Below are 22794 nucleotides of genomic sequence, written 5' to 3'. Positions count from 1 at the left end.
TCCCTGTCGCGCTGCTACGACCGGTGATCGGGGCGGCTGCGCAAGAGAAAAGAGGATCGGCATGATCGATAGCGCACCCCAGACCGCCTTCTGGCGCTGCCTCCACACGCCCGGCCACGATGTGGCGTTGCTCGTGCATGCCCTTACCGGCTGGCATCTCACCGGCATGGCCGCCTTCCTCGGCGGCGATGGACCTGTCGCCGTCAATTATACGGTCGAGATCGACGACGCCTGGCTGGCAAGGCGGGGCAGCGTGCGGGGCATCGCCGGCGGCCGGCGCTTCTACCATTCGATGGAGCGCACGCCGGACGGCTGGATGCTGGACGGGAAATGGCAGGGCCTGTCGCAGCTTGTCGACCTCGATTTCGGCTTCACACCGGCCACCAATTTCCAGCAGCTGAAGCGCGCGGGACTTGCTGTCGGCGAGCGGGCGGGGTTCTCGGTCGCCTGGTTCGACCTCGGCAAGGAGGCGCTGGTCGACCTGCCGCAAATCTACGAGCGCCGCGACGAGACGCATTACTGGTACGAGTCGCCGAACTCGGGCTACCAGGCGTTGCTGGAGATGGATGCGAGCGGTTTCGTGCGGGTCTACCCGGAGCTGTGGGAGATAGAGACGGAAGCGAAGAAAGCCGGCTAATCGTTACGGTTTTGCGCCGAACAGCCGCTCTGCGTCCTCGGCCGTGTAGTATCCCATCGCGATATCACGACTTACGAGTTCCGGGTCGCGCTCGCGCGGGTCCCCGTAGCCGCCGCCGCCCGGCGTGCCGACCCGCACGCGGTCGCCGGCCTTGAGCGGAATGTCCTGCTCCTTCGACAGATGTTTGGGTACATGCGCCTCGCCGTCGCGGAAGATGGTGACGGTGTTGACCGCGCCGTCCGCTCCGCCAAGCACGCCCTGTGGTCCGAAGCGGCCGTGATCCATGACGAAGGACGCGCGGGCCTCGCCGCGCAGCAGCTCCACCTCATAGGCGAGGCCGAAACCGCCACGATGTTTTCCCGCGCCGCCGGAACCCTCGCGCAGCGCATAGTGGCGGTACAGAACCGGAAAAGCCTGTTCCATGATCTCGACCGGCGGCGACTTCGAGATGCCGATGGTCGAGCAGCCGTTCGAAAGGCCGTCCTCGCGCGTATTGCCGCCATAACCGCCACCGGAGATCTGGTACATGACGAAGTCGCGTCCACGCGCCGGGTCGTGTCCGCCGAGCGCGAAATTGCCGCTGGAACCGGCTGGTGCCGCGGTCACCCTGTCAGGCAGCGCCTGCACCATCGCGGCGAAGACCGCCTCGGCGATGCGCTGTGAGACTTCCGCGGCGCAGCCGGAAACGGGGCGCGGATATTTCGCGTCGAGGAACGTGCCCTCGGGTCTTATTACCGTCAGTGGCTCGAAGGCGCCGGCGCTGATCGGGACATCCGGAAAGATGTGGCGCATGGCGAGATAGACCGACGACAGCGTGGTGGCGAGCACGCTGTTCATCGGCCCGGCGCAGGGTTTCGAGGAGCCGGAGAAGTCGAAGGTGAGGCTGTCGCCCGTCTTCTCGACTGACAGCGCGATGGTGAGCGGCTCGTCCACCACGCCGTCGGAATCGACATAGGCCTTCGAGCGGTAGACGCCGTCGGGAATGGTTGCGATGTTGGCGCGCATCTGCTCGGCGGCGCGGCTGCGCAGCTCTGCGATCGCCTCGACCACCGTCTCGTCGCCGTAGCGGTCGAGGATGGCAAAGAGCCGCTCCTGCCCGACGCGCAGGGCTGCGGCCTGGGCGCGGATGTCGCCGATGCGCTGGTCGGCGACGCGGATGTTCGACGTGATGATCGCGTAGATCTCGGGATCGAGCTTGCCCCGCTTGAAGAGCTTCACCGGCGGCAGGCGCAGCCCCTCCTGCTCGACCGCCGTCGCCGAGGCGGAGAAGCCGCCCGGCACGGCGCCGCCGATGTCGGGCCAGTGCCCGGTGTTGGAAAGCCAGCAGAATATCTTGCCGGCGCGCCACACCGGCATGGCGAAACGCACGTCCATCAGGTGCGTGCCGCCGAGATAGGGGTCGTTGACGATGTAGATGTCGCCATCTTGCGGCGGCAGGCAGCGGCCCTCGGCGATCATCTCGATGATGGTCCTGGTCGAATACTGCATGACGCCGACGAAGACGGGCAGGCCCTGGGAGCCTTGCGCGATCAGCGAGCCGTCGATCGCCGAATAGATGCCGTCCGAGCGGTCGTTTGCCTCGGCGATGACCGGCGAAAAGGCCGCGCGCGAGAAGGTCAGGTCCATCTCGTCGCAGGTCTGCTGGAGCGCGGCCTGGATGACGGAAAGCGTGATGGCGTCGAGGGTCATGCCTTTCCCACCTCGATCAGAATATTCCCGTCCGCATCGCCGCGTGCCACGTCGCCCGGTTCAAGCACCGTGGTCGCGTCCATCTGCTCAATGATGGCCGGGCCGGAAATCACCGCGTCGAGCGGCAGTTTTTCTCTGACATAGACCGGCGTGTCGAGCCACGCGCCATCGTACCAGACGGGCCGGATTTCGCGCCGCGCTTGTTCGAGTGTATCAGCCCGGCCGTCCGGATCGATCAGCCGGCTGAGGTCGACCGCGGGCCGAACGCCGATGACGGACGTGTTCAGGTTGACGAGGTTGGCGCGGATCTCAGGCAGCTCCACCTTGAAGCGCCCGAAATAGGCCTTCTCGAACAACTCCTGCAGCGTCGCGCGCGAAACCTCGGCCGAGGGCAGCGGCACGTTGAGGATGTGCGTTTGTCCCAGAAACTGCATGTCCGCTGAGTGCACGGTGCGGATCGTCTCCGCCTCGACCGCTTCCTTCGCGATCAGCGCCTCGCCCTCGGCGCGGTGACCTTCGAGCACCGCCTTGACCCGCGCTTCGTCGAGCAGCGGCACCGGCTGGTTGATTGTGTTGACGAAATCGTGCCTGAGGTCGGCGACGACGCAGCCAAGCGCATTGGTTATGCCCGGTCGCGCCGGCACCAGCACCGTCGGCAGGCCGAGCTCGCGCGCCAGCGCCGAGGCGTGCAGCGGGCCCGCGCCGCCGAAGGCGAAGAGGGCGAAGTCCCTGGGGTCGTGACCTCGGCTGACCGAGACCATGCGGATCGCGCCTGCCATCTTGAGGTTGCCGAGCCTCAGCACGGCGCCGGCCGCGGCAATGGCATCGAGACCGGCGGCGCGCCCGATCTTCTCGGCGAAAACGGTCCGCACGTGCTCCACCGTGACCGGCGAGTCGACCGCGAGCAGCCGTTTCGGATCGAGACGGCCGAGCAGCAGGTTGGCGTCGGTGATAGTCGGCTCGGCGCCGCCGCGGCCGTAGCAGATCGGGCCGGGACTGGCGCCGGCGCTCTCCGGTCCGACCTGGATCAGGCCGGACGCGTCGACGCGGGCGATCGAGCCGCCACCGGCGCCAACCGTGTGCACCGCAACCATAGGCACATGGATAGGCATCGCATACTCGATCTCGGTCTCGTTGGAGACGGCTGGCTCGGCGTCGAGGATGAGCGCCACGTCGGTCGACGTGCCGCCCATGTCGTATGTGACGAGATTCTTGTGGCCGGCGCGTCTGCCGGTATAGGCGGCGGCGATGACGCCGGAGGCCGGGCCCGACATCACGGTCTTGGCCGCGTCGCGGGCGACGAAACGCGCCGAGATCATGCCGCCATTGCCGTTCATGATCAGGAAGTCCCTGATATAGCCCAGGCGCTCGAGTTCCTCGCGCAGGCGGTGGACGTAGCGCTCCAGGATAGGCTGCACCGAGGCGTTGACGCAGGCGGTGACGCCGCGCTCGAACTCGCGCGCCTCGGACAAAAGCGAGTGGCCGGTGGTGATGTAGCCGTTCGGCCAGGTTTCCGCCGCGATCTCGGCAGCGCGGCGCTCATGCCTAGGGTTGGCGTAGGCGTGCAGGAAATGGATGACGAGCGATTCGCAACCGTCGGCGAGAAGCTGTTCCACCGCCGCCCTCACCTCACCTTCGTCGAGGGCGTCGCGCACCGCGCCCGACGCCTCGACGCGCTCCGTGACTTCCAGCCTGAGGTTGCGCGGAATGACCGGCACGAAGGTTCCCGTCATTCCATAGGCTTGCGGCCGGGTACGCCGGCCGAGCTCTATGATGTCGCGAAAGCCGCGCGTGGTGATCATGCCGGTCCGAGCGAGCCGGCGCTCCAGGACGGCGTTGGTGGTGGTCGTGGTGCCGTGCACGATGAGATCGATCCCGGCGGGGCCGACGCCGGATTGCGCCAGGGCGGCGACCACGCCGAAGGCCTGGTTGTCGGGCGTCGTCGGGGTCTTGGCGATGCGCACGCCGCGCGCTTCGTCGATCAGGATCAGGTCGGTGAAGGTGCCGCCCACGTCGATGCCGGCGACCACGTCGCCACGCCCGGTTTCGGAGCGATTTGCTTGATTTTTCTCAACCATGCACGAAATCCGAAACGCCGGATTTAAGGATGGACAGCAAGTTGGAAGCCTGTTCCGCGCCGTTATCTTGACCCGATATTCATTTGTATACTAATAAATTTCCCAAACAAGGCACCACCATTGTCAGCCGCTTGCCCGACGCGCCGGATGCCGGCGTCCAGCGCGGGTAGGGCGAGCGCCGTCGAAGGATTTGCGCGCATGCAGCATGTCTCGGCCGTCAGGAAGGAGGACGCGGAACGCGTCGTCTATCCCATTCCGGCGAATGTCCATGCCGAGACCGTCGTTTCGGTTCGCCACTACACCGATCGACTGTTCTCGTTCCGCGTCACGCGGCCGCAGTCCTTTCGCTTCCGGTCGGGCGAGTTCGTGATGATCGGCCTGCCGAATGCCGAGAAGCCGGTATTCCGCGCCTATTCGATCGCCAGCCCCGCATGGGACGAGGAACTCGAGTTCTTCTCGATCAAGGTGCCGGACGGCCCGCTGACCTCGGAGCTGCAGAAGATCGTTCCCGGCGATACCGTTCTCCTGCGCCAGAAATCGACCGGTACGCTGGTGATCGATGCGCTGACGCCGGCCAAGCGGCTGTTCATGATCTCGACTGGCACGGGGATCGCGCCGTTCGCTAGCCTGATCCGCGACCCTGACACCTACGACAAATTCGAAGAGATCATCCTCACCCACACCTGCCGCGACCATGCCGAGCTTTCTTACGGCGTCGAGCTCATCGACAATCTCGCCGCCGACCCGCTGATCGGCGAATTGACCGAAGGCCGCGTCACGCTCTATTCGACGACGACCCGCGAGATCACCCCACGCATGGGCCGCATCACGCGGCTAATCGAGAATGGCCGCCTCTACGAAGATCTCGGCATCGCCCCGTTGTCGCCCACGACCGACCGCGTGATGATCTGCGGCTCGATCCACATGCTCAAGGACGTCAAGGACCTGGTCGAAGCGCGCGGCTTCAGGGAAGGCTCGCTCAGCCATCCGGCCGATTTCGTGGTCGAACGCGCTTTCGTAGGCTGATTTTCCTGCCGTCGGCAAGGCCGTCGGCAATTTCCCCTTGTCGGCGACGCCTGCACCTGCAAAAAGATGCGCGCGCCCGACCGTACCCGTCGGTACGGCAGGGCGGCGGCGGCCGGTGACAGCTCGTCGGATGCTCCCGACAAGCTCCTCCGTCTGGATGGTGTTCATGCGTCCCGAAGCTTCGGTGGCGCGCCTCAGGAGGGATTTTTCTTGAAACTGCTGCGTTATGGAAGGCCGGGCCGCGAGCGTCCGGGCGTGCTCGATGCGGACGGCAAAATCCGCGACCTGTCGGAACATGTCGGCGACATCGCCGGCGACGTGCTCGCGCCGGCCGCGTTGCGCAGGCTCGCCAAGATCGATCCGAAGACGCTGCCCCTCGTGAAGGGCAATCCGCGCCTCGGCCCCTGCGTTGCCGGCACCGGAAAATTCATCTGCATAGGTCTCAACTATTCCGACCACGCCGCCGAGACCGGCGCCACCGTCCCTTCGGAGCCGATCATCTTCATGAAGGCGACGTCGGCGATCGTCGGCCCGAACGACGACGTGCTGATCCCGCGCGGCTCCAAGAAGACCGACTGGGAAGTCGAGCTCGGCGTCGTCATCGGCAAGAAGGCCAAATACGTGTCGGAAGCCGATGCGCTGAACTACGTCGCCGGCTATTGCGTCGCGCATGACGTTTCCGAACGCGCCTTCCAGACCGAGCGCCAGGGCCAGTGGACCAAGGGCAAGAGCTGCGACACGTTCGGCCCGACCGGACCTTGGCTGGTGACCAAGGACGAGGTGCCGGACCCGCAGAACCTGAAGATGTGGCTGACGGTCAACGGCAAGACCATGCAGAACGGCTCGAGCAGGACCATGGTCTATGGAGCGGCCTTCCTCGTCTCCTATCTCAGCCAGTTCATGTCGCTGCTGCCCGGCGACATCATCTCCACCGGAACGCCGCCCGGCGTCGGGCTCGGCATGAAGCCGCCGAAATTCCTCAAGAACGGCGACGTGGTCGAACTCGGCATCGAAGGTCTCGGCACGCAGAAGCAGACATTTGTGCAGGACAAGTAGGCGGTCAGCTTCTCGCCCTCCTCGCAGCCTGTGGGTACAGGCCGCGACGGGGGACGGAGGCTTCAAGCCAGCGTCGTGCCGTCGGCTCCGAAACGGTAGGTCTTCTCAGGGTCGGGCGTGACGTAGAGGGTTGCGCCCGGCTCGGCATTGTACACCCCGAATATCCTGACGGTGACGAGCCCCGCCTGCTCGGTGTCGACATAGAGATTGGTGTCGGCGCCGAGATGTTCGGCATGCACCACCGTGCCCTTCCATGAGCCGGAATTCGTGTCGACAGTCAGGTGCTCGGGCCGCACGCCGATTGTCTTCGCCTGGCCTTCGCCGAGCTTAGCCGCATCGATGAAATTCATCTTCGGCGAACCGATGAAGCCGGCGACGAATTCGTTCGCCGGCGAATTGTAGAGCTCCATCGGCGCGCCGACCTGCTCGATGCGGCCTGCATTGAGCACGACGATCTTGTCGGCGAGCGTCATCGCCTCGACCTGGTCGTGGGTGACGTAGATCATGGTGGCCTTCAGCCGCCGGTGAAGCTGGGCGATCTCCAACCGCGTGTTGACGCGAAGCGCGGCGTCGAGGTTCGACAGCGGCTCGTCGAAGAGGAACAGCTTCGGCTCGCGCACCACGGCGCGGCCGATGGCGACGCGCTGGCGCTGGCCGCCGGACAGCTCGGCCGGACGGCGCTCAAGATAGGGTTCCAGCGACAGCATTGCCGAAGCGGTCGCCACGCGCCGCTCTATCTCGGCGGCTGGCGTATTTGCCTGCTTCAGGCCGAGACTCATATTGTTCTTCACCGTCAGGTGGGGATAGAGCGCGTAAGTCTGGAACACCATGGCGATGCCGCGGTTTGCCGGCGGCGTCATCGTGACGTCGGCACCGTCGATCAGCACGCGGCCCGAGGTCGCGTCCTCGAGTCCGGCGACGATCCTCAGCAGCGTGGACTTGCCGCAGCCCGACGGGCCGACGAAAACGACGAACTCGCCGTCCTCGACGCCGAGGTCGATGCCCTTGAGCACGTCGACCCTGCCGAAGCTTTTCCTCACATTGTCGATGGTCAGAGAGCCCAAAGGCCAGATCCCCGTTGCTAGAGTTTCACCGTCCTGCCTGTCCTCACGCTCTCGTCGGCGGCGAGGCAGACGGCGAGCGAGCGCACCGCGTCGTCCATGTGGCGCGAAAGGTCGATGTCCTCGCGGATCGCCTTCAGCAGGAATGCCTGCTCACGGTCGCACAGTTCCTGATGGCCGGGCTCGTCCTGCATCGAGATCTCCCGGTCGGGCGCGGCGAACCTGCCGTCCTCGCCGACTGCTGCGCTGTGGACGCGGATCATGTTTGTCCTGGTGTGGGCATCGACATCGTCCGACCTGGTCGCCGCCTCGTTCATGGCGATCGACACGCTGCCGTTGGGCGAAATCACGTCCTTCACGAAGAAGGCGGTCTCCGAGATCATCGGTCCCCAGCCTGCTTCGTACCAGCCGACCGAACCGTCGTCGAACAGCACCTGCAGGTGCCCATAATTGTACATGGCCGGGTCGATCTCGCCGGTCAGGCGCAAGCCCATGCCGCGCACCTCGACCGGCCTGGCGTCGGTGATCTGGCACATCACGTCGATGTAGTGGACGCCGCAGTCGACGATGGGCGAGGTCGTGCGCATCAGTTGCTTGTGTGTCTCCCAGGTCTGTCCCGAGGACTGCTGGTTGAGGTTCATGCGGAACACGTAGGGACCGCCGAGCGCGCGCGCTTCCGAAATCAGCCGGATCCACGACGGATGGTGGCGCAATATGTAGCCGACCACGAGCTTCCTGCCATTGGCCCTTGCGGCCGCCACCACTCGCTCCGCGTCGGCGACGGTGGTCGCCAGCGGCTTCTCGATGAAGACGTGGCAGCCGGCTTCCAGCGCCATCACGGCATAGTCGGCATGGCTGTCGGAATAGGTGTTGATGGAGGCGATGTCGGGTTTCTCGGCACGGATGACGTCCTCGAACGAAGCCTTGCGGATGCCGTAGCCGGTGAGCGCTGCGGGCAGCGTCACGTCTGAACGGTTGACCAGCGCCGCGATCTCGAAGCCGAGGTTCTCGTGATAGGCGAGCGCATGGCTGCGGCCCATATTGCCGAGACCGGCGACGACGACGCGAAGGGGTCTTTCGGAATTCACTTGACGGCTCCCGACGTGATGCCGCGGATCAGCTGCCGCGAGAATATGAGATAGAGAATAAGCACCGGCAGGATGGCCAGCGACAGCGCCGCCAGCACAGCGTTCCAGTTGGTGACGTATTGGCCGATGAAGAGCTGCGCGCCGAGCGTGACGGTCTTGGTGGCCTCGGAGGGCGCGAGGATCAGCGGGAACCAGAGGTCGTTCCAGATCGGGATCATGGTAAAGACGGCGACGGTCGCCATGGACGGCCTGACGAGCGGCAGCACGAGGCGGAAGAAGATGCGGTATTCCGAGAGACCGTCGATGCGGCCGGCATTCTTCAAATCGTCGGACACCTGTTTCATGAATTCGGCCAGGATGAAGACCGCCAGCGGCAGGCCTTGCGCCGTGTAGACGAGGATCAGCGCGGTCAGCGTGTTGACCAGCCCGCTGGCCACCATCATCTGAAGGATCGCCACCGTGCCGAGCCGGATCGGGATCATGATGCCGAGCGCCAGATAGAGGCCCATCAGCGTGTTGCCGCGGAAGCGGTATTCCGACAGCGCAAATGCGGCCATGGCACCGAACAGCAGTACAAAGAACAGCGACGCCACGGTGACGACGAAGCTGTTCTGGAAATAGAGCAGGAAATCGCCCTGGGTGAGCACGGTCATGTAGCCGATCAGGTCGAATGTCTCCGGCGTCGGGGGCGAAAGCGGCGAACGGAAGATCGCGTTGCGCGACTTGAACGAGTTGATGACGATGACGACGACCGGGAAAAGCGCGATCGCCGTGTAGAGAAGCAGCACGGCATGCGCGCCGATCGTGCGGGGCAGCGATGACGTCGCCTTGCTCATCCCGGCCTCAGAACTGGTACCGACGCAGGCGCGTCTGGATGGCAAAGAGGTAGACGCACACACCGGTCAGGATGATCAGGAACATCATCGAGGCAATGGTAGAGCCCATATAGGGGTCGCCGGTCTGCAGCTGGAAGCCGAAGAAGGTGCGGTAGAGGAAGGTGCCGAGAATGTCGGTCGAATAGTTCGGCCCGGCGAGCGCCCCCTGCGCGGAATAGATCAGGTCGAAGGCGTTGAAGTTGCCGACGAAGGTCAGCACGGAGATGATGCCGATCGAGGGCAGGATCAGCGGCAGCTTGATCTTCCAGAACTGCGCCATTCCGGTGATGCCGTCGCATTCGGCGGCCTCGATCACCTCGTCGGGGATGGAGAGCAGCGCGGCGTAGATCAGCATCATCGGGATGCCGACGAACTGCCACACCGAGATCAGGCCGAGCGTGGTCAGCGCATATTCCTCCTTGCCGAGCCAGGGCGTGAACAGGCTCCTCAGACCGACCAAGTCGAGAAGGTTGGGGGCGACGCCCCAGAGCGGCGAAAGGATGAGCTTCCAGGCGAAGCCGACGATGACGAAGGAAAGGATGGTCGGGATGAAGATCGCCGTGCGGTAGAAGGCCGAGAAGCGCAGCCGGGGGCTCGACAGAAGTGCGGCGAGCCCGATACCGATGGGGTTCTGCACAGCCATGTGGATGATGAAGAACCAGGTGTTGTTCCAGAGCGCGTTCCAGAAGGAGGCCGACCAGCGCGGATCAAAGAACAGCGTCCTGAAATTCTCGAGCCCGGCGAAATAGCGCACCCGCTCGGCGGCGTTGAACAGCGAGAGCTGCAGCGTGCCGAACAGCGGAATGATCATCACCGCCGTGTAGACGAGCAGCGCCGGCGCGAGGAACACGAGTATGTGCCAGCGGGTCGGTCTTTTTTGCTGCGCTGCCTGCCCGACCATTCTGTCCCGTCCGGTTACGAAGGAAATCCGGGCCGCGCATCGCCGCGCGGCCCGGATGCTGCCTGATTACTTAGCCGGCTTGTACCAGCTGTCGAGACCCTTCTGCAGCTTCTCGGCGGCGACCTGAGGCGTGTCGGTACCGTTGATCACGTTGGCGGATTCCACCCAGGTCTCGTTTTCGAGATTCGGCGTGCCGCGCGACAGGATCTGGTAGGTCGAGCGGATGGTCGGCTTGCACTTCTCGCGCCAGGAGACGAATTCCTGCGCCAGCGGGTCCTCCATCGCGACCGGCGTCGAGGACAGGCTGAAGAAGCCCGGCAGCGCATTGGCGTAGATGGTGGCGAATTCTGGCGAGGCGACCCAGGTGAGGAAGGTCTTGGCCGCATCGGCATTCGGGCTCTTGGCGTTGAGGCCGATCGCGATGTCGGTGTGGTCGGAGATGTAGCAGGTGTCGCCGGCGGCCTTCACCGGCGGCGGGAAGGCGCCCATCTTGAACTGAGCCTGCGTGTTGAAGCCGGAGATCTCCCACGAGCCGGCCGGATAGATGGCGGCGCGGCCGAGCGTGAAGAGGTTCTGGCTGTCCGGATAGGACTGCGCCTCGAAGCCGTCGCCGAGATAGTCCTTCCACTTGGCAAGCGTCGCATAGGGTTCGACCCAGGCCGGGTCGGTCAGTTTCTGGTCGCCCTTGATCAGGGCCAGACGGCCTTCCTCGCCCTTCCAGTAGTTCGGGCCGATGTTCTGGTAGCCCATGGTCGCGGCTTCCCAGAGATCCTTGGTGCCCATCGCCATCGGGATGAAGGTGCCGTCGGCCTTGATCTTGTCAAGGGCGGCGAAGAATTCGGCTTCCGTCGCCGGCGCCGCGATGCCGAGCTGGTCGAAGGCGTCCTTGTTGTAGATGAAGCCGTGGATGACCGAGGCCATCGGCACGCAGAAGGTGGTCGAGCCGTCGTCGGTCTGCCATGCCGACTTGGCGACATCGGAGAAGTTCTCCATGCCGGCCAGATCGTTCAGCGATGCGAGATGGCCTTTGCTGAAGAGTTCCAGCGAGGCGTCGAACGGACGGCAAGTGATGAGGTCGCCCGCGGAGCCGGCGTCGAGCTTGGCGTTGAGCGCGGCGTTATATTCGGTCGGCGCCGAGGGGGCGAACACGACCTTGATGCCGGGATGGGCCTTCTCGAAAGCCGGGATCAGCTTCTCGTTCCAGATCGGCAGATCGTCGTTTCGCCAGCTCTCGATGGTGATGGTCTTGTCCTGGGCGAAGGCCATGCTGGCCGTGCCCAGAATGCTCGTGCCGAGGAGCAGAGCGGTAAGCGTCGTGCGTGTCATTTCATAGTCTCCCTGTTGACCTGTTTAAGGTTTCTTTTACGGAACTGGCTGACGCCTGCTCCCCTCTAGAGTTTTGAGCCTCGAAAGGGCCGGGCGAAGCCTTCGTCCGGTCCCGTCGAGCAATTCCTGCGCGCTCCTCGCATCGTCGGCGCCGGCGGCGATCAGGACGGCGGGCTTGACCGAGCCGCCCGTCTTTTCGAGTGCGGCGAGCGCGGCCTTCTCGTCGCAGCCCGAAATGGCCGACACGATGCGCGCGGCGCGCCCGCGCAGCTTGGCGTTGTCGGCGTGGAGATTGACCATGTAGCCGTCATGCACGTGGCCGAGATGGATAGCGGCCAGCGTGGAGAGCATGTTGAGCGCGATCTTCTGCGCGGTGCCGGCGCCCATGCGGGTCGAGCCGGCGATGACCTCCGGCGGCGTGGCGAGCAGGATCGGCACGTCGGCGAGTTCCAGCAGCGGCGAGCCGGCATTGTTGGCGATGGCGATGGTTTTCGCGCCGAGGCGGGCGGCCTCTTCCAGTGCGCCGACGGCATAGGGCGTCGAGCCGCTTGCGGAAACCGAGATCAGGCAGTCGCCTTTGCAGAGCCCGGCGTCGGTGACTTCCCGCGCGGCCTGCGCGGCGTCATCCTCGGGCGCGCCGGCCATGTCCTGCAGTGCGGCAGCGCCGCCGGCGAAAAGCACGACGATGCGGTCGCGCGGGATGCCGTAGGTGCCGGGAAGTTCGAGCGCGTCGGCGAGCGCCATCAGGCCGGAACTGCCGGCCGCCGCGTAGGCGAGCCTACCGCCCGAGGCGAGGGTTTCGGCCATGATGGCCGCTGCGTCCGCGATGGCGCCGACGGAATCGCGAACGGTTTTTGCGGCCGCGACCTGCGCGTCGGCGAGGAAGCCGAGCACGATCACCGGCGGCTGTTGATCGAGCCCTCCGGCATGCTCATGCAACGCTTCCGTACGCTTTTCAGCCATCCGGCGACCTCCTGACAACGGACAATACCAACAAAATACCACTTGTCCAGCGCCGTTAACGAATTGATCCGCACTCGTGCGCAACCTGAACCGTAAAGCACTGTAAATTCAATACGATACAGCTTAACCTTTTCGCAATGAAAATTAAGACTTGGCTATTGGTATTTTATTGGTATTATCAACTCCCGGAGGAATTCTCTTGGTTTTCGTGCTTGGCATCGATGGCGGCGGGACGAGTTGCAAGGCGGCCCTCGCGACCGTCTCGGGCAAGGTGGTTGGGCATGGCAAAAGCGGCCCGGCCAACATCCGCACGGATCTGACAGGCGCGCGCGAGAACATCGTCGCTGCCGCGCGGCTGGCCTGCCTCGATGCAGGCCAGGATCCTGGCCTCATCCCTCGGATCCACGCCGTGCTCGGCCTTGCCGGGAGCAATGTCGGCACCTATGCCCGGCAACTCGAAACGATCCTGCCTTTCGCCGGAAGCAAGGTCGAGACCGACGCTTTGATCGCGCTCGAAGGCGCGGTCGGCGAGGGCGACGGCGCGATCGCGATCCTCGGCACGGGCACGGCCTATATGGTGCGCAAGAACGGCCGGACGCGGGCGATCGGGGGCTGGGGTTTTCAGGTCGGCGACCAGGGCGGCGGCAGCCGCATCGGCCGCGACCTGCTCGAGGAGGCGCTGCTCGCGCATGACGGGATCAGGCCCGCCTCGCCGCTTACCAGGGAAATCCTCGCCGTCTTCCGCAACAATCCTGAGGACGTTGTCGAATTCACCGTAAACGCCAAGCCCGGTGACTTCGGCGGCTTCGCGCCAAAAGTGTTCGACTTCGAGGCGAAGGGCGACCCAGTCGCAAAAGCCATCCTTGCGCGCGCGGTCGCGGCAATTGAGGCATCGCTCGCGGCGCTCGACCTCGACGGGAAATCGCCGCTCTGCCTGCTCGGCGGGCTGGCGCCGCTCTATGCGCCGCGTCTTCCGAAGCGCTTCCGGACGATTCTGAAAGACCCGCTTCGCGATGCGCTGGGTGGCGCGGTGGCGATGGCGGCGCGTCTGTTCGGCAAAGCGGAGGCCGTGGATGGCTGACGCCGCCGAACGGATTTTCCAGGCCGTGCGCGACGCGCCGCAGAAGGGGGCGCCGCTCTATTTGCAGCTCAGGAAAAGCATCGAGGACGCGGTCAATTCCGGCGTCATCGGCCCCGGCGACGCGCTGCCTTCGGAGCGGGATATCGCGATCAAGGCCGACGTGTCGCGCGTCACCGTGCGCAAGGCCGTGCATGATCTGGTGAGGGGCGGCATGCTGGTGCAGCGGCATGGCTCAGGCACCTTCGTGGCGCCGCGCGTCTCCAGGGTCGAGCAGCCGCTGTCCCGGCTGACCTCCTTCACGGAGGACATGGCGCGGCGCGGCATGAAGGTGCGCTCGCAATGGCTCGACCGCGGCCTCTATCCTCCTTCGCCCGAGGAGATGATGACGCTCGGCCTGTCGCCCAGCGAGCAGGTGGCGCGGGTGGCGCGCCTGCGCATCGCCGACGACACGCCGCTTGCCATCGAGCGCGCATCGCTTGCTGCGGCGATCCTGCCCGACCCGGGCGCGGTCGGCGAGTCGCTCTACAGCGCGCTCGAAAAAACCGGCCATCGCCCGGTGCGCGCCATTCAGCGACTGTCGGCGAAGAATCTCAACGAGGCGGAAGCGGCACTCCTGGGCGCTGCGCCGGGCTCGGCGAGCCTCAACATCGAACGCATCTCCTACCTCGCCAGCGGCAAGGTCATCGAATTCACCCGCTCCGTTTACCGGGGCGACGCCTATGATTTCGTCGTCGAGCTGAGGCTCGGCGACAGGACCGAAGAAGGGCCTGACAGGACGTGACCGAAACGTTTATGCGGCGAGAGATCCTGGAGATACCGGAAGCCGCGGCACGCCTGCTCGACGCGTCGGACGGCGCGCTGACGGCAGCCGGGCGGCAGCTCAGGGCGCTTTCGCCGCGCTATCTGACGACGATCGCGCGCGGCTCGTCGGACCATGCGGCGGCGTTCCTCAAATATGCTGTGGAACTGACGGCGGGCGTGCCGGTCGCCTCGCTCGGGCCGTCGATCGCCTCGATCTATGGCGCAAGGCTCAAGCTCGACGGCTCGGCCTGCCTGACCGTCTCGCAGTCGGGCAAGAGCCCGGACATCGTCGCCATGGCGCGGACGGCGCGGGCCGGCGGCGCGCTCACCATCGCCATCACCAACACGGCGGGCTCGCCGCTGGCCGAGGCGTCCGATCACGAAATCGACATTCTGGCCGGCGTGGAGAAGAGCGTCGCGGCGACCAAGAGCTTCGTCAACTCGGCCGTCGCCGGGTTGCTGCTCCTGGCCCACTGGACGGATGACCGCGAGCTGCTGGCGGCGCTGCGCCGCCTGCCCAAGCATCTGCGCGTGGCGATCGAGTGCGACTGGATGGGTATCGCCGGAGCGCTGACCGGCGAGAATTCGCTCTTCATCCTCGGGCGCGGGCCGTCGGCGGCGATCGCCAACGAGGCCGCGCTGAAATTCAAGGAGACCTGCGCCATGCATGCCGAGGCCTACAGCGCGGCGGAGGTCATGCACGGCCCGCTGGCGCTGGTCGGGCCGGGCTTCCCGGTGGTGGCGCTCGCTGCGCGCGATGCCTCCGAACAGTCGATGGCCTCGGCGGCGGACCTGCTTGCCGGCAAGGGCGCGTCCGTTTTCGTGACTTCGGCGCTGGCTTCGAGGGCCCAGTTGTTGCCCCATGCGGCGACGGGTCATCCGATCACCGATCCGCTGACGCTGATCGTCTCCTTCTACGCATTCGTCGAGGCCTTCGCGCGCCATCGGGGGCTGAACCCCGACCAGCCGCCGAACCTGCGCAAGGTGACGGAGACGGTATGAGCAAGTACGTCGCCCTTTGTGCCAGACGCATCTTCGACGGCGACGCCTGGCATGACAATGCCGCGCTGATCGTTCGCGGCGCTGCCGTCGAGACGATCGTCGCGCGCAGCAAGGTTCCGGCTGGCGCGGACGGCATCGAGGCCGGCGAGATGCTGGCGCCTGGCTTCGTCGACCTGCAGGTTAATGGCGGCGGCGGGGTGATGCTGAACGATCATCCCGATGTCGAGGGCATCGAGACGATCTGCCGCGCGCATGCGCCGTTAGGCACCACCGCGCTTCTGCCGACGCTGATCACCGATACACCCGAAGTCACCGCGGCGGCGATCGCCGCCGGCATCGAGGCCACGCGCAGGAAGGTGCCCGGTTTTGCCGGCCTCCATCTCGAGGGCCCGCATCTTTCCATCGCGCGCAAGGGAGCGCACGATCCGAAGCTGATCCGGCCGATGACGGCTGCGGACCTCGCTGCGCTCGTTGCCGCGAAGAAGCAACTGCCGACGCTGCTGACCACGGTTGCTCCGGAGTCCGTCACACTTGAGCAAGTTGCCGCGCTGACGCAAGCGGGCATCATCGTCAGCCTCGGCCATACTGAAGCCAGCTATGCCACAGCGCGCATCTATGCCGATGCCGGAGCGTCGATGGTGACGCATCTGTTCAACGCAATGAGCCAGATCGGGAACCGCGAGCCGGGGCTCGTTGGTGCGGCGCTGGATGATGGCCGGATATCGGCGGGACTGATCGCAGACGGCATCCATGTCGACCCGGCCACCATAGGAATTGCAGTACGCGCGAAAATCTCGCCGGCAAACATCTGCCTCGTCACCGACGCCATGGCGACGATCGGCACCGAGATGACCAGCTTCACGCTGAACGGCCGCATGATCTATCGCAAAGACGGAAAGCTGACCCTTGCCGACGGCACCCTTGCCGGCGCCGACCTCGACATGATCTCCGCCGTGCGCTTCATGCGCCGGACGATCGGCCTCGATCTCGATGAAGCGCTGCGCATGGCATCGCTCTATCCGGCCGAAGCTATCGGGCAGGCAAACCGGCTTGGCCGGTTTGCCAAGGGGAACGCCGCCAACATCGTGGCGCTGTCGGACAAGCTCGACATGCGGGGCGCCTGGATCGACGGCAAGCAGGTCTTCGCCGCCTGACAAGCTGCGGAACAGAACCGGCCCGTCAGCGACAGGCAACCCCCACGATACCCAAATGAAAGACCCCGCCGGCGGACCGGCGGGGTCTTCTCATTGTCCAGACAGGCCTATTGCTTCTGGATGTTGTTGTTGCTCGGCTGACGCGGTATCAGCAGTTGCTGAAGGTCCGGGCTGATCTGCAGCCTGCGGCAGTTCGGCGGCGTGCCGATGGTGCCGCGCGGGCAGCGCTCGGGCTCGGCCTGCGTCTTGCGGCACTCGCCCCTGATGAGGCTGGTGCCACGCGGGCAGACGCAGCGTCCGTCCTTGGTCCGGATCTGGCCGGGCAGCAGCCTGCACTGCGGCGGCTGGTCCTTGCGGCACTCGCCCCTGACGAGGCTGGTGCCACGCGGGCAGACGCAGCGTCCGTCCTTGGTCCGGATCTGGCCGGGCAGCAGCCTGCACTGCGGCGGCTGGTCCTTGCGGCACTCGCCCCTGACGAGGCTGGTGCCACGCGGGCAAACGCAGCGTCCGTCCTTGGTCCGGATCTGGCCGGGCAGCAGCCTGCACTGCGGCGGCTGGTCCTTGCGGCACTCGCCCCTGACGAGGCTCGTCCCGCGCGGGCAGATGCAGCGACCGTCCTGGGTCCGGATCTGGCCAGGCAGCAGCCTGCATTGCGGCGGCTGGTCCTTGCGGCACTCGCCCCTGACGAGGCTCGTCCCGCGCGGGCAGATGCAGCGACCGTCCTGAGTCCGGATCTGGCCGGGCAGCAACCTGCACATGACCGGGCCCTCGTGGGGAACGCAGCGGCCGTTGTCCAGCTCCGTTCCACGCGGGCAGACGCAACGTCCGTCCGAGGTGCGGATCTGTCCGGGCAGCAGCTTGCACTCTTCCGCCGGCGGAGGCGGCGGCGGCTCGCCACCCACCGTGCGACACTGCCCGTTGCGGAAGGTCGTGCCTTGCGGGCACACGCAGCGGCCGGCGTCGTTCATGACGAAACCTTGCGAGCACTCCTCAACCTCATCGGCGATGGTGAAGGGATGGCACGCGTAAGGCTGCGTTCCGGGCCGTCCTGTGGTCTCCGGCGCGACGGTCATATTCCGTTCGGCCGCCGCCACCGGCGTATCCGGAGGCACCACGCCGACGCAGTTGCGCCCGGAGAGAGGCTCCCTGATGTTGGCGAGCGGTCCGCCCTCCGGGATGACCACGGTCACCTGATGGACTCTGGACTCGCCGGGGCCGAGCGTCAGGGTCGCGACGCACGACATCGGCAGCGTGGTTGGCTCTGGCGAGCAGCCGAAAGGCGGAACGATCTCACTGATCGCTACTCCTTCCAGGCGGCCGATGCCTTCCACGCCGATCGCGTCACCGATGCGGACCGGACCGCTGAAGCCGGTCGTGCCGCGGTTGGTGATCGTGATCTCGAACGTGCAAGGCGCGCCGACGCGGCACTCCTTGTCGCCCGTCTTCTCGACCGCGATCGGCGGAGCACCACCTTGGGCGCATGCCTCGCCGAACGGATAGACGATGTCGTTGCCGGGGGCAGGACCCCAGTTGCCGCGTGCGCAGTTCTCGAAGCGGCCGAACGTCGGAGACTGGACCGTCACGTCGAAATGGCGGCTGGTTCCGGGCGTCATGACTGCGCCAGGGATCTGGCACGACAGCGAGTCGGCCGGCACCGGACCGCAATCCCATTCCGCACCGTCCGGTGAGACGGTGAGTATCTGGATTGCCGTGTCGGTGCCGAGGACCGTGGCCACGTCGTGGACGCGGACCGGTCCCATGGGCGCCGCGGAACCGGTACTGGTGACGGTGATGCGGCAGGACACCGCTGCACCGGCAGCCGTGCCTTGTTCACAGGTCTTCTCGATACGCAACTCCGGCCTGCCGGGGTCGCGGCCGGGAATGCGCATTTCGGCGCAATCCCGATTGTTGGTGAGGTCGGTCTCGTCCGGTATGGCCTTCACTTCCGCGCAGTTGCGGATGAGATCGCCATAGTCGTCGCCGACGACAGCACGCACGCCAAGCGCGATGGACGCGCCGGGCACCAGGACGACGCCGGGATGGTCGCACTGGAACTGGCCACCGCCGATCGGGCCGCAAGCCCAGGGCGGGCTAGGCACGAAGGTCGAGGACGCAGGTACGCCCGTCGGATACTCGTCGATGACAGTCAGCGGACCGGCATAGTTGTCGGTGCCGTTGTTGAATATCCGGATGGAGAACCAGCAGACGCCGTCGAGGGTACAGATCGGCGAACCACGCGGATCCTTGATGATGCGCAGGTCGGCCTTCTTCTCCGGCGGATCGCATTCCGGATCGCCGCGACGGCAGATCGGGATCGAGGCGCAGGCCCGGTCGTCGTCGGTCGAGCCGAACGTGTGCTCCCATCCGCTCGCCGTGTAGTCGTACTCGGCGCAGTTGCGGATCGCGTCCCAGTCCCAGCCGGGTCCGGGTGCAAAGCCGAGCTTCAGCTCGACCCATTCGCCGGGATTGAGCGTGGGTCCAGGATGTGTGCAGACCATGGGGCTGACCATAGGCGGGCAGAGCCATGGAACATTGGGTCCCGAGACCACTGGCGCCGCGCCCGGGCCGGTCACTTCTTCGAGCACGATCGGGCCGTTGTAAGGCGCGTCGCCGACATTGGTGACGCGGATGGTGAAGTCGCAAGGGCCTTCCGGCGTGCAGCTTGAATCATCGGCTCGCTTTTCGACCTTCAGATCGGGCTCGCCCTCGTCGGGCGGACATTCGATGTCCTCCGGGATAACGATGTCGATCACCTGCGAACAGCAGAGGCCGACGCCTTCCTCGGGTCCGGCATATGTCTCGATGCCGGTGACGATGAGGTGCACGACGTCACCGGGCAGAGCACCGGTGATTGTCCAGTCGAGCACGCCGCCGCCCATCGGAACGAGCTGCGACAGGGGCGCAACGATGATGCCGGGCGCGGTGGTTCGCAACTGCACCCACTTGCCGCCGAACTCAGGCCCGACGGGCATGTGGTAGATGAAGGCGCCGCCGCCGGGCACGCAATCGACCTCGCCGCGCTCGACCTTGAAGCACTCCTCCCCCGGAGGGGGCGGCGGAGGCGGTGGTTCGCAGCGGGTGACGTCGATGAGTATCTCGGTCGGCTCACCGGTCTTGAAATCGCCGTCGTCCGGCAGCGCCGGATCGTGCGACGGCACCATGATTGCAGGCCCGCCGACCAGGATGATGCCGACGAAGCCCTGGTTGGCGACAAGCGTCGGCGCGGGAAATGCCGCATGATCGATCTTCGCGGTGATCAGGAAGTCGACGTAGCGGCGATCGATTTCACCCGAACCGTCGAGGTCGCTGGTCGACAGACGGAAGTCGTCCACCTTGACCGTGTCGTTGGGGTTGGTGGTCGTCGAGATGGTGGGCGCGGGAAGCGGACCGCCACCAGCGTCGGTTCCGTCGCCGGAGACCTGGACGTCGACTATCTCCAGGCCGGCTGGCAGCGTGTCGCGGAAATCCATCCGCACATTCTGCATTTCGGCGATGAAGGCCGGGTCGAGGAACTTCGCCGGGTCGCCCCGGGCGCCGAAGCGAAGCCGGTAGCGGACGTAGTCGCAGTTGATCTGTTGGCCGACCTTCTCGAAGAAGGGTTCAGCCTCGCCTGGATGGGTTGGACCGGGATCGAGGTCGAGACCTTCCGGCAACTCAGCCGCCGGCTGCGAAAGAGCCGGCACGGTTTGCATGGCGGCGAGCGCGAGCCCGGCCGCCATCAGCCAGCGCGCGGCGCGCCTGGCGAACGACAGGGGTTTCATGATCGTCTCCATGACGGTTGTTGGGTTGCTCGTCGCGAGCGGGGAATGGTGAAGCGCGTTCATCTCATCCTCCCTCACGGTTCGCAGCTGACTGGGGGCGTATCGAGCGGGACCACCACCTTGCAGCAAGGATAGTAGCCGCCCGCATCGGCGTCGGACTGCCTGTAGAAGCAGAGCCCGACATCAACCCTGTCGCCCGGGAAGAAACCGCTCATTCCGATGGTGAAAGGAGCGCCCGGAGGCTGGGTCTGCTGAAGCGGGGTGACGAATACGCCGGGCGTCCTGGAATCGGCCTTGACTGAATCGCCGCCGATGCCTGCAACGTCACGGACATAGATATCGGCCTCGAGCCCGGCCGGGGTGCAGAAGTACTCGACTGCCTCGACGTCGATGCAGGGTGGATAGTTGCCCGGAGGCGGGAATTCCGGCGGCCAGAACGGATCCGGATAGCCGCCCGGATAGGGTATCTGCTCGTAGTAGCCGGCGCGGCCCTCGCAAGGACGCCAGACTTCCACGTCGCCGACATGGCCCTCGACTTCGGGGTCTTCGAAGAAGCCATCGAAGTCGACGAACCACGAGCCGAAGGGCGGCTCGTTCTGGGGCCTGACCAGCACCGTCGCGGTGATCTGCACGCCGTGGACCGCGAGCGGACCTCCGGCGGCCAACTGCTCGGCAAGCGCTGGATTGTCGCGCAGCTTGTCGCCGGTGGCGACCAGCGTGTCGGAGCAGGCGTTGGGGTTGAAGTTGCCTTGGCTGTCATAGCCGTATTGCAGGTCGATGCCGCCGGCCGACTGGCGATGCCCTTCCGGGAAGCCGATGGCGTATTCCTGCGGCGCCGGCACCCAGATCGATTCCGTCGCCGGATCGTCCGGGCTCTCGCGCCAGTAGCGCAGTACCTCGCCGTCGCCCGAATCGGCGAACTGCGAGTAGTCGAAGCGGTTTTCCGTTTCGCCGCGCTGGGCGAGATACATGAAGCCCTTGTTGTCGAAGGCGATGTCGGTGACGGCGAGGTCTTCCTCGGCATCGACCGTCAGCTCCCAGCGCGGATCGCCCTCAAAGGCGCCGTCCTGGGTAAGGCCGACGGACCAGATCTCCGCCTCCTCCCTGACCGCGTAGTAGACGCGGCCGCCATGCACGGCGACGCCCCAGATGCGGCGTTCGTCCTGCGTGAAGCCCCATGTGTCGGGGTCCTCACTGTCGAAGACGGCGCCCTGGATGTCCATCACCGCGCCGTCGTCGGCAACCGGCGGCAGGCTCCGCGCCGGACGCCCGGCGACGCCATGGTCGAACGTATCGATCACGGCGCCGTCTTCCGCGATGCGGTGGATGAGGCCGCTGTCGAGATCGGAGGCGAAGAACTGGCGATGCGCCTTGTCGAAGCTGACATCGCCGATGCCGGGACCGCTGTTGCCCTCGATGGTGGTGAACAGCGACACGGCGCCGGTCAGGCCGTCGATCTTCCAGATCGAACCCGGACCGCCGCCGTTCTCCTCGCCGAACTGCCCCTCCATGAAGGTGGCGCCGGCCTTGCCGCGGCGCTCACGCTCCGGCCGCCCGTCGCCGTCGGCATCCGGCGTGACGATGCGGACGCCATGCAGGGACGTCGCCCCCGCATAGAGATTCGGGACGCCGGAAGGCGTGCCGTCGCGCACGCCGTCGTCATAGGTGAGCGCGAAGACCTGGCCGATCTGGCCGGCGAGAACCTCGAAGGGCTGCGGCGTGTAGACGAGTTGGCCGGACGGCGGACCGCCGAGCGCCGAAACGTCGAAAACGCGCAAGGTCGCGCGTTCCGTATCGATAAAGGTCTCCTCGATGGCATCGACGCCTGGCGGCAAGCCTTCCTCGATGCCGGGGATGATCGTGCCGGAGAAGCCGGTGACGGCCATCGCGCCGGGATTGATGATCTGGGCTTCCTGTGCCCGCGCGGGCACGCTGGAATACATGCTTGCGCCGAGCGCCAGCGCGAGAAGCGCGCTGCCGGCGGCAAGTCTGCCACGCAGATCTCCGCCGGTCGTCAGGTTGCAGGCAAGCAAACGCAGAACGCCGCGACTGCGTGGCATGACGCTTCTCCTCCCGGTACGGGCGGGAGAAACTGCCTGGAGCAACGCGCGACAAGGAGCGAAACGCGGTGACCCGGCACTCTCCCCCCTGGCGTTCCTTTCGGAATCCCTCGGGGCGAGCATATGCCGGGCATTACCTTGGGTCAATCGAATCAGGACAGCACCCGCCGCGCCGGGCTCTTCGCCTTTGCGCCGGATGCCGGATGATCCCGCTGACCCCGACATTGTTTGTCTG

17 protein-coding genes are annotated in these 22794 nt (G+C 65.8%); 7 read left to right on the top strand and 10 right to left on the bottom strand.

All coding sequences use genetic code 11. From position 1 onward, the window contains the following. Positions 1–61: 61 nt before the first annotated feature. Complete coding sequence (locus tag ABLE71_RS06285) at positions 62–637, top strand: putative glycolipid-binding domain-containing protein (RefSeq protein ID WP_348782493.1); 576 nt, start codon at positions 62–64, stop codon at positions 635–637. Between the two features lie 3 nt (positions 638–640). On the opposite strand, the gene ABLE71_RS06280 is transcribed toward ABLE71_RS06285, so the two are convergent. Continuing rightward, positions 641–2326 (bottom strand): hydantoinase B/oxoprolinase family protein, encoded by a 1686-nt coding sequence (locus ABLE71_RS06280; RefSeq protein WP_348782492.1) that lies wholly within the window; start codon positions 2324–2326, stop codon positions 641–643. Beyond that, positions 2323–4404, bottom strand: a complete 2082-nt coding sequence (locus ABLE71_RS06275; RefSeq protein WP_348782491.1) for a hydantoinase/oxoprolinase family protein — start codon at positions 4402–4404, stop codon at positions 2323–2325. Before ABLE71_RS06275 ends, ABLE71_RS06280 begins: the two co-directional genes overlap by 4 nt. Before the next feature lie 198 nt (positions 4405–4602). Between ABLE71_RS06275 and ABLE71_RS06270 the strand changes: the two genes are divergently transcribed. After that, on the top strand, positions 4603–5430 hold the full coding sequence (locus tag ABLE71_RS06270; RefSeq protein ID WP_348782490.1) for a ferredoxin--NADP reductase: 828 nt from the start codon (positions 4603–4605) through the stop codon (positions 5428–5430). Between the two features lie 210 nt (positions 5431–5640). After that, on the top strand, positions 5641–6486 hold the full coding sequence (locus tag ABLE71_RS06265) for a fumarylacetoacetate hydrolase family protein (RefSeq protein ID WP_348782489.1): 846 nt from the start codon (positions 5641–5643) through the stop codon (positions 6484–6486). A 62-nt stretch (positions 6487–6548) separates the two neighbouring features. Here the strand turns inward: ABLE71_RS06265 and ABLE71_RS06260 are convergent, their stop codons facing one another. From ABLE71_RS06260 to ABLE71_RS06235, 6 genes are all read right to left on the bottom strand, one after another. Next, positions 6549–7550: an ABC transporter ATP-binding protein gene (locus ABLE71_RS06260; protein WP_348782488.1), complete on the bottom strand. Its 1002-nt coding sequence runs from the start codon at positions 7548–7550 to the stop codon at positions 6549–6551. 17 nt (positions 7551–7567) lie between these two features. Beyond that, positions 7568–8635, bottom strand: a complete 1068-nt coding sequence (locus ABLE71_RS06255; RefSeq protein WP_348782487.1) for a Gfo/Idh/MocA family oxidoreductase — start codon at positions 8633–8635, stop codon at positions 7568–7570. Next, positions 8632–9471: a carbohydrate ABC transporter permease gene (locus tag ABLE71_RS06250; RefSeq protein ID WP_348782486.1), complete on the bottom strand. Its 840-nt coding sequence runs from the start codon at positions 9469–9471 to the stop codon at positions 8632–8634. The genes ABLE71_RS06255 and ABLE71_RS06250 overlap by 4 nt, the downstream gene beginning before the upstream one ends. Before the next feature lie 7 nt (positions 9472–9478). Further along, the gene (locus ABLE71_RS06245; protein ID WP_348782485.1) at positions 9479–10411 is read right to left on the bottom strand and encodes a sugar ABC transporter permease; all 933 of its coding nucleotides are present in this window, start codon (positions 10409–10411) and stop codon (positions 9479–9481) included. 66 nt (positions 10412–10477) lie between these two features. Further along, positions 10478–11737 carry an ABC transporter substrate-binding protein gene (locus tag ABLE71_RS06240; RefSeq protein WP_348782484.1) on the bottom strand — a complete coding sequence of 420 codons (1260 nt, stop codon included), beginning with the start codon at positions 11735–11737 and terminating at the stop codon, positions 10478–10480. Positions 11738–11773: 36 nt separating this feature from the next. Beyond that, on the bottom strand, positions 11774–12700 hold the full coding sequence (locus ABLE71_RS06235; protein WP_348782483.1) for an N-acetylmuramic acid 6-phosphate etherase: 927 nt from the start codon (positions 12698–12700) through the stop codon (positions 11774–11776). 199 nt (positions 12701–12899) lie between these two features. Between ABLE71_RS06235 and ABLE71_RS06230 the strand changes: the two genes are divergently transcribed. From ABLE71_RS06230 to nagA, 4 genes are read left to right on the top strand one after another with little or no spacing between them, the layout of a single operon-like run. Continuing rightward, the gene (locus ABLE71_RS06230) at positions 12900–13781 is read left to right on the top strand and encodes an N-acetylglucosamine kinase (RefSeq protein WP_348782482.1); all 882 of its coding nucleotides are present in this window, start codon (positions 12900–12902) and stop codon (positions 13779–13781) included. Then, positions 13774–14562, top strand: a complete 789-nt coding sequence (locus tag ABLE71_RS06225; RefSeq protein ID WP_348782481.1) for a GntR family transcriptional regulator — start codon at positions 13774–13776, stop codon at positions 14560–14562. The genes ABLE71_RS06230 and ABLE71_RS06225 overlap by 8 nt, the downstream gene beginning before the upstream one ends. Positions 14563–14573: 11 nt before the next feature. Continuing rightward, positions 14574–15584, top strand: coding sequence for an SIS domain-containing protein (locus tag ABLE71_RS06220; RefSeq protein WP_348782480.1), 1011 nt, complete (start codon positions 14574–14576; stop codon positions 15582–15584). Beyond that, positions 15581–16738, top strand: coding sequence for an N-acetylglucosamine-6-phosphate deacetylase (gene nagA, locus ABLE71_RS06215; protein WP_348782479.1), 1158 nt, complete (start codon positions 15581–15583; stop codon positions 16736–16738). Before ABLE71_RS06220 ends, nagA begins: the two co-directional genes overlap by 4 nt. Positions 16739–16845: 107 nt before the next feature. Here nagA and ABLE71_RS06210 read toward each other — a convergent pair whose 3' ends face one another. Both ABLE71_RS06210 and ABLE71_RS06205 read right to left on the bottom strand, forming a co-directional pair. Beyond that, on the bottom strand, positions 16846–20562 hold the full coding sequence (locus tag ABLE71_RS06210) for a hypothetical protein (protein WP_348782478.1): 3717 nt from the start codon (positions 20560–20562) through the stop codon (positions 16846–16848). Positions 20563–20573: 11 nt separating this feature from the next. Continuing rightward, on the bottom strand, positions 20574–22442 hold the full coding sequence (locus tag ABLE71_RS06205; RefSeq protein WP_348783673.1) for a hypothetical protein: 1869 nt from the start codon (positions 22440–22442) through the stop codon (positions 20574–20576). Between the last annotated feature and the right edge of the window lie 352 nt (positions 22443–22794).

Origin of the sequence: Mesorhizobium sp. KR9-304 (genome assembly GCF_040049215.1) — a bacterium.
Lineage (GTDB): Bacteria > Pseudomonadota > Alphaproteobacteria > Rhizobiales > Rhizobiaceae > Mesorhizobium_K.
Note: the sequence above shows the minus strand (reverse complement) of the source record. Positions and strands in the feature narration are given on the sequence as shown.

Excerpts from the sequence above, each read along its gene's own strand:
- ABLE71_RS06285 (WP_348782493.1), top strand. The coding sequence starts at position 62 with ATGATCGATAGCGCACCCCAGACCGCCTTCTGGCGCTGCCTCCACACG.
- ABLE71_RS06270 (WP_348782490.1), top strand. The coding sequence starts at position 4,603 with ATGCAGCATGTCTCGGCCGTCAGGAAGGAGGACGCGGAACGCGTCGTC.
- nagA (WP_348782479.1), top strand. The coding sequence starts at position 15,581 with ATGAGCAAGTACGTCGCCCTTTGTGCCAGACGCATCTTCGACGGCGAC.
- ABLE71_RS06240 (WP_348782484.1), bottom strand. The coding sequence starts at position 11,737 with ATGACACGCACGACGCTTACCGCTCTGCTCCTCGGCACGAGCATTCTG.
- ABLE71_RS06220 (WP_348782480.1), top strand. The coding sequence starts at position 14,574 with ATGCGGCGAGAGATCCTGGAGATACCGGAAGCCGCGGCACGCCTGCTC.
- ABLE71_RS06235 (WP_348782483.1), bottom strand. The coding sequence starts at position 12,700 with ATGGCTGAAAAGCGTACGGAAGCGTTGCATGAGCATGCCGGAGGGCTC.
- ABLE71_RS06210 (WP_348782478.1), bottom strand. The coding sequence starts at position 20,562 with ATGAACGCGCTTCACCATTCCCCGCTCGCGACGAGCAACCCAACAACC.
- ABLE71_RS06225 (WP_348782481.1), top strand. The coding sequence starts at position 13,774 with ATGGCTGACGCCGCCGAACGGATTTTCCAGGCCGTGCGCGACGCGCCG.
- ABLE71_RS06245 (WP_348782485.1), bottom strand. The coding sequence starts at position 10,411 with ATGGTCGGGCAGGCAGCGCAGCAAAAAAGACCGACCCGCTGGCACATA.
- ABLE71_RS06275 (WP_348782491.1), bottom strand. The coding sequence starts at position 4,404 with ATGGTTGAGAAAAATCAAGCAAATCGCTCCGAAACCGGGCGTGGCGAC.
- ABLE71_RS06205 (WP_348783673.1), bottom strand. The coding sequence starts at position 22,442 with ATGTATTCCAGCGTGCCCGCGCGGGCACAGGAAGCCCAGATCATCAAT.
- ABLE71_RS06250 (WP_348782486.1), bottom strand. The coding sequence starts at position 9,471 with ATGAGCAAGGCGACGTCATCGCTGCCCCGCACGATCGGCGCGCATGCC.
- ABLE71_RS06280 (WP_348782492.1), bottom strand. The coding sequence starts at position 2,326 with ATGACCCTCGACGCCATCACGCTTTCCGTCATCCAGGCCGCGCTCCAG.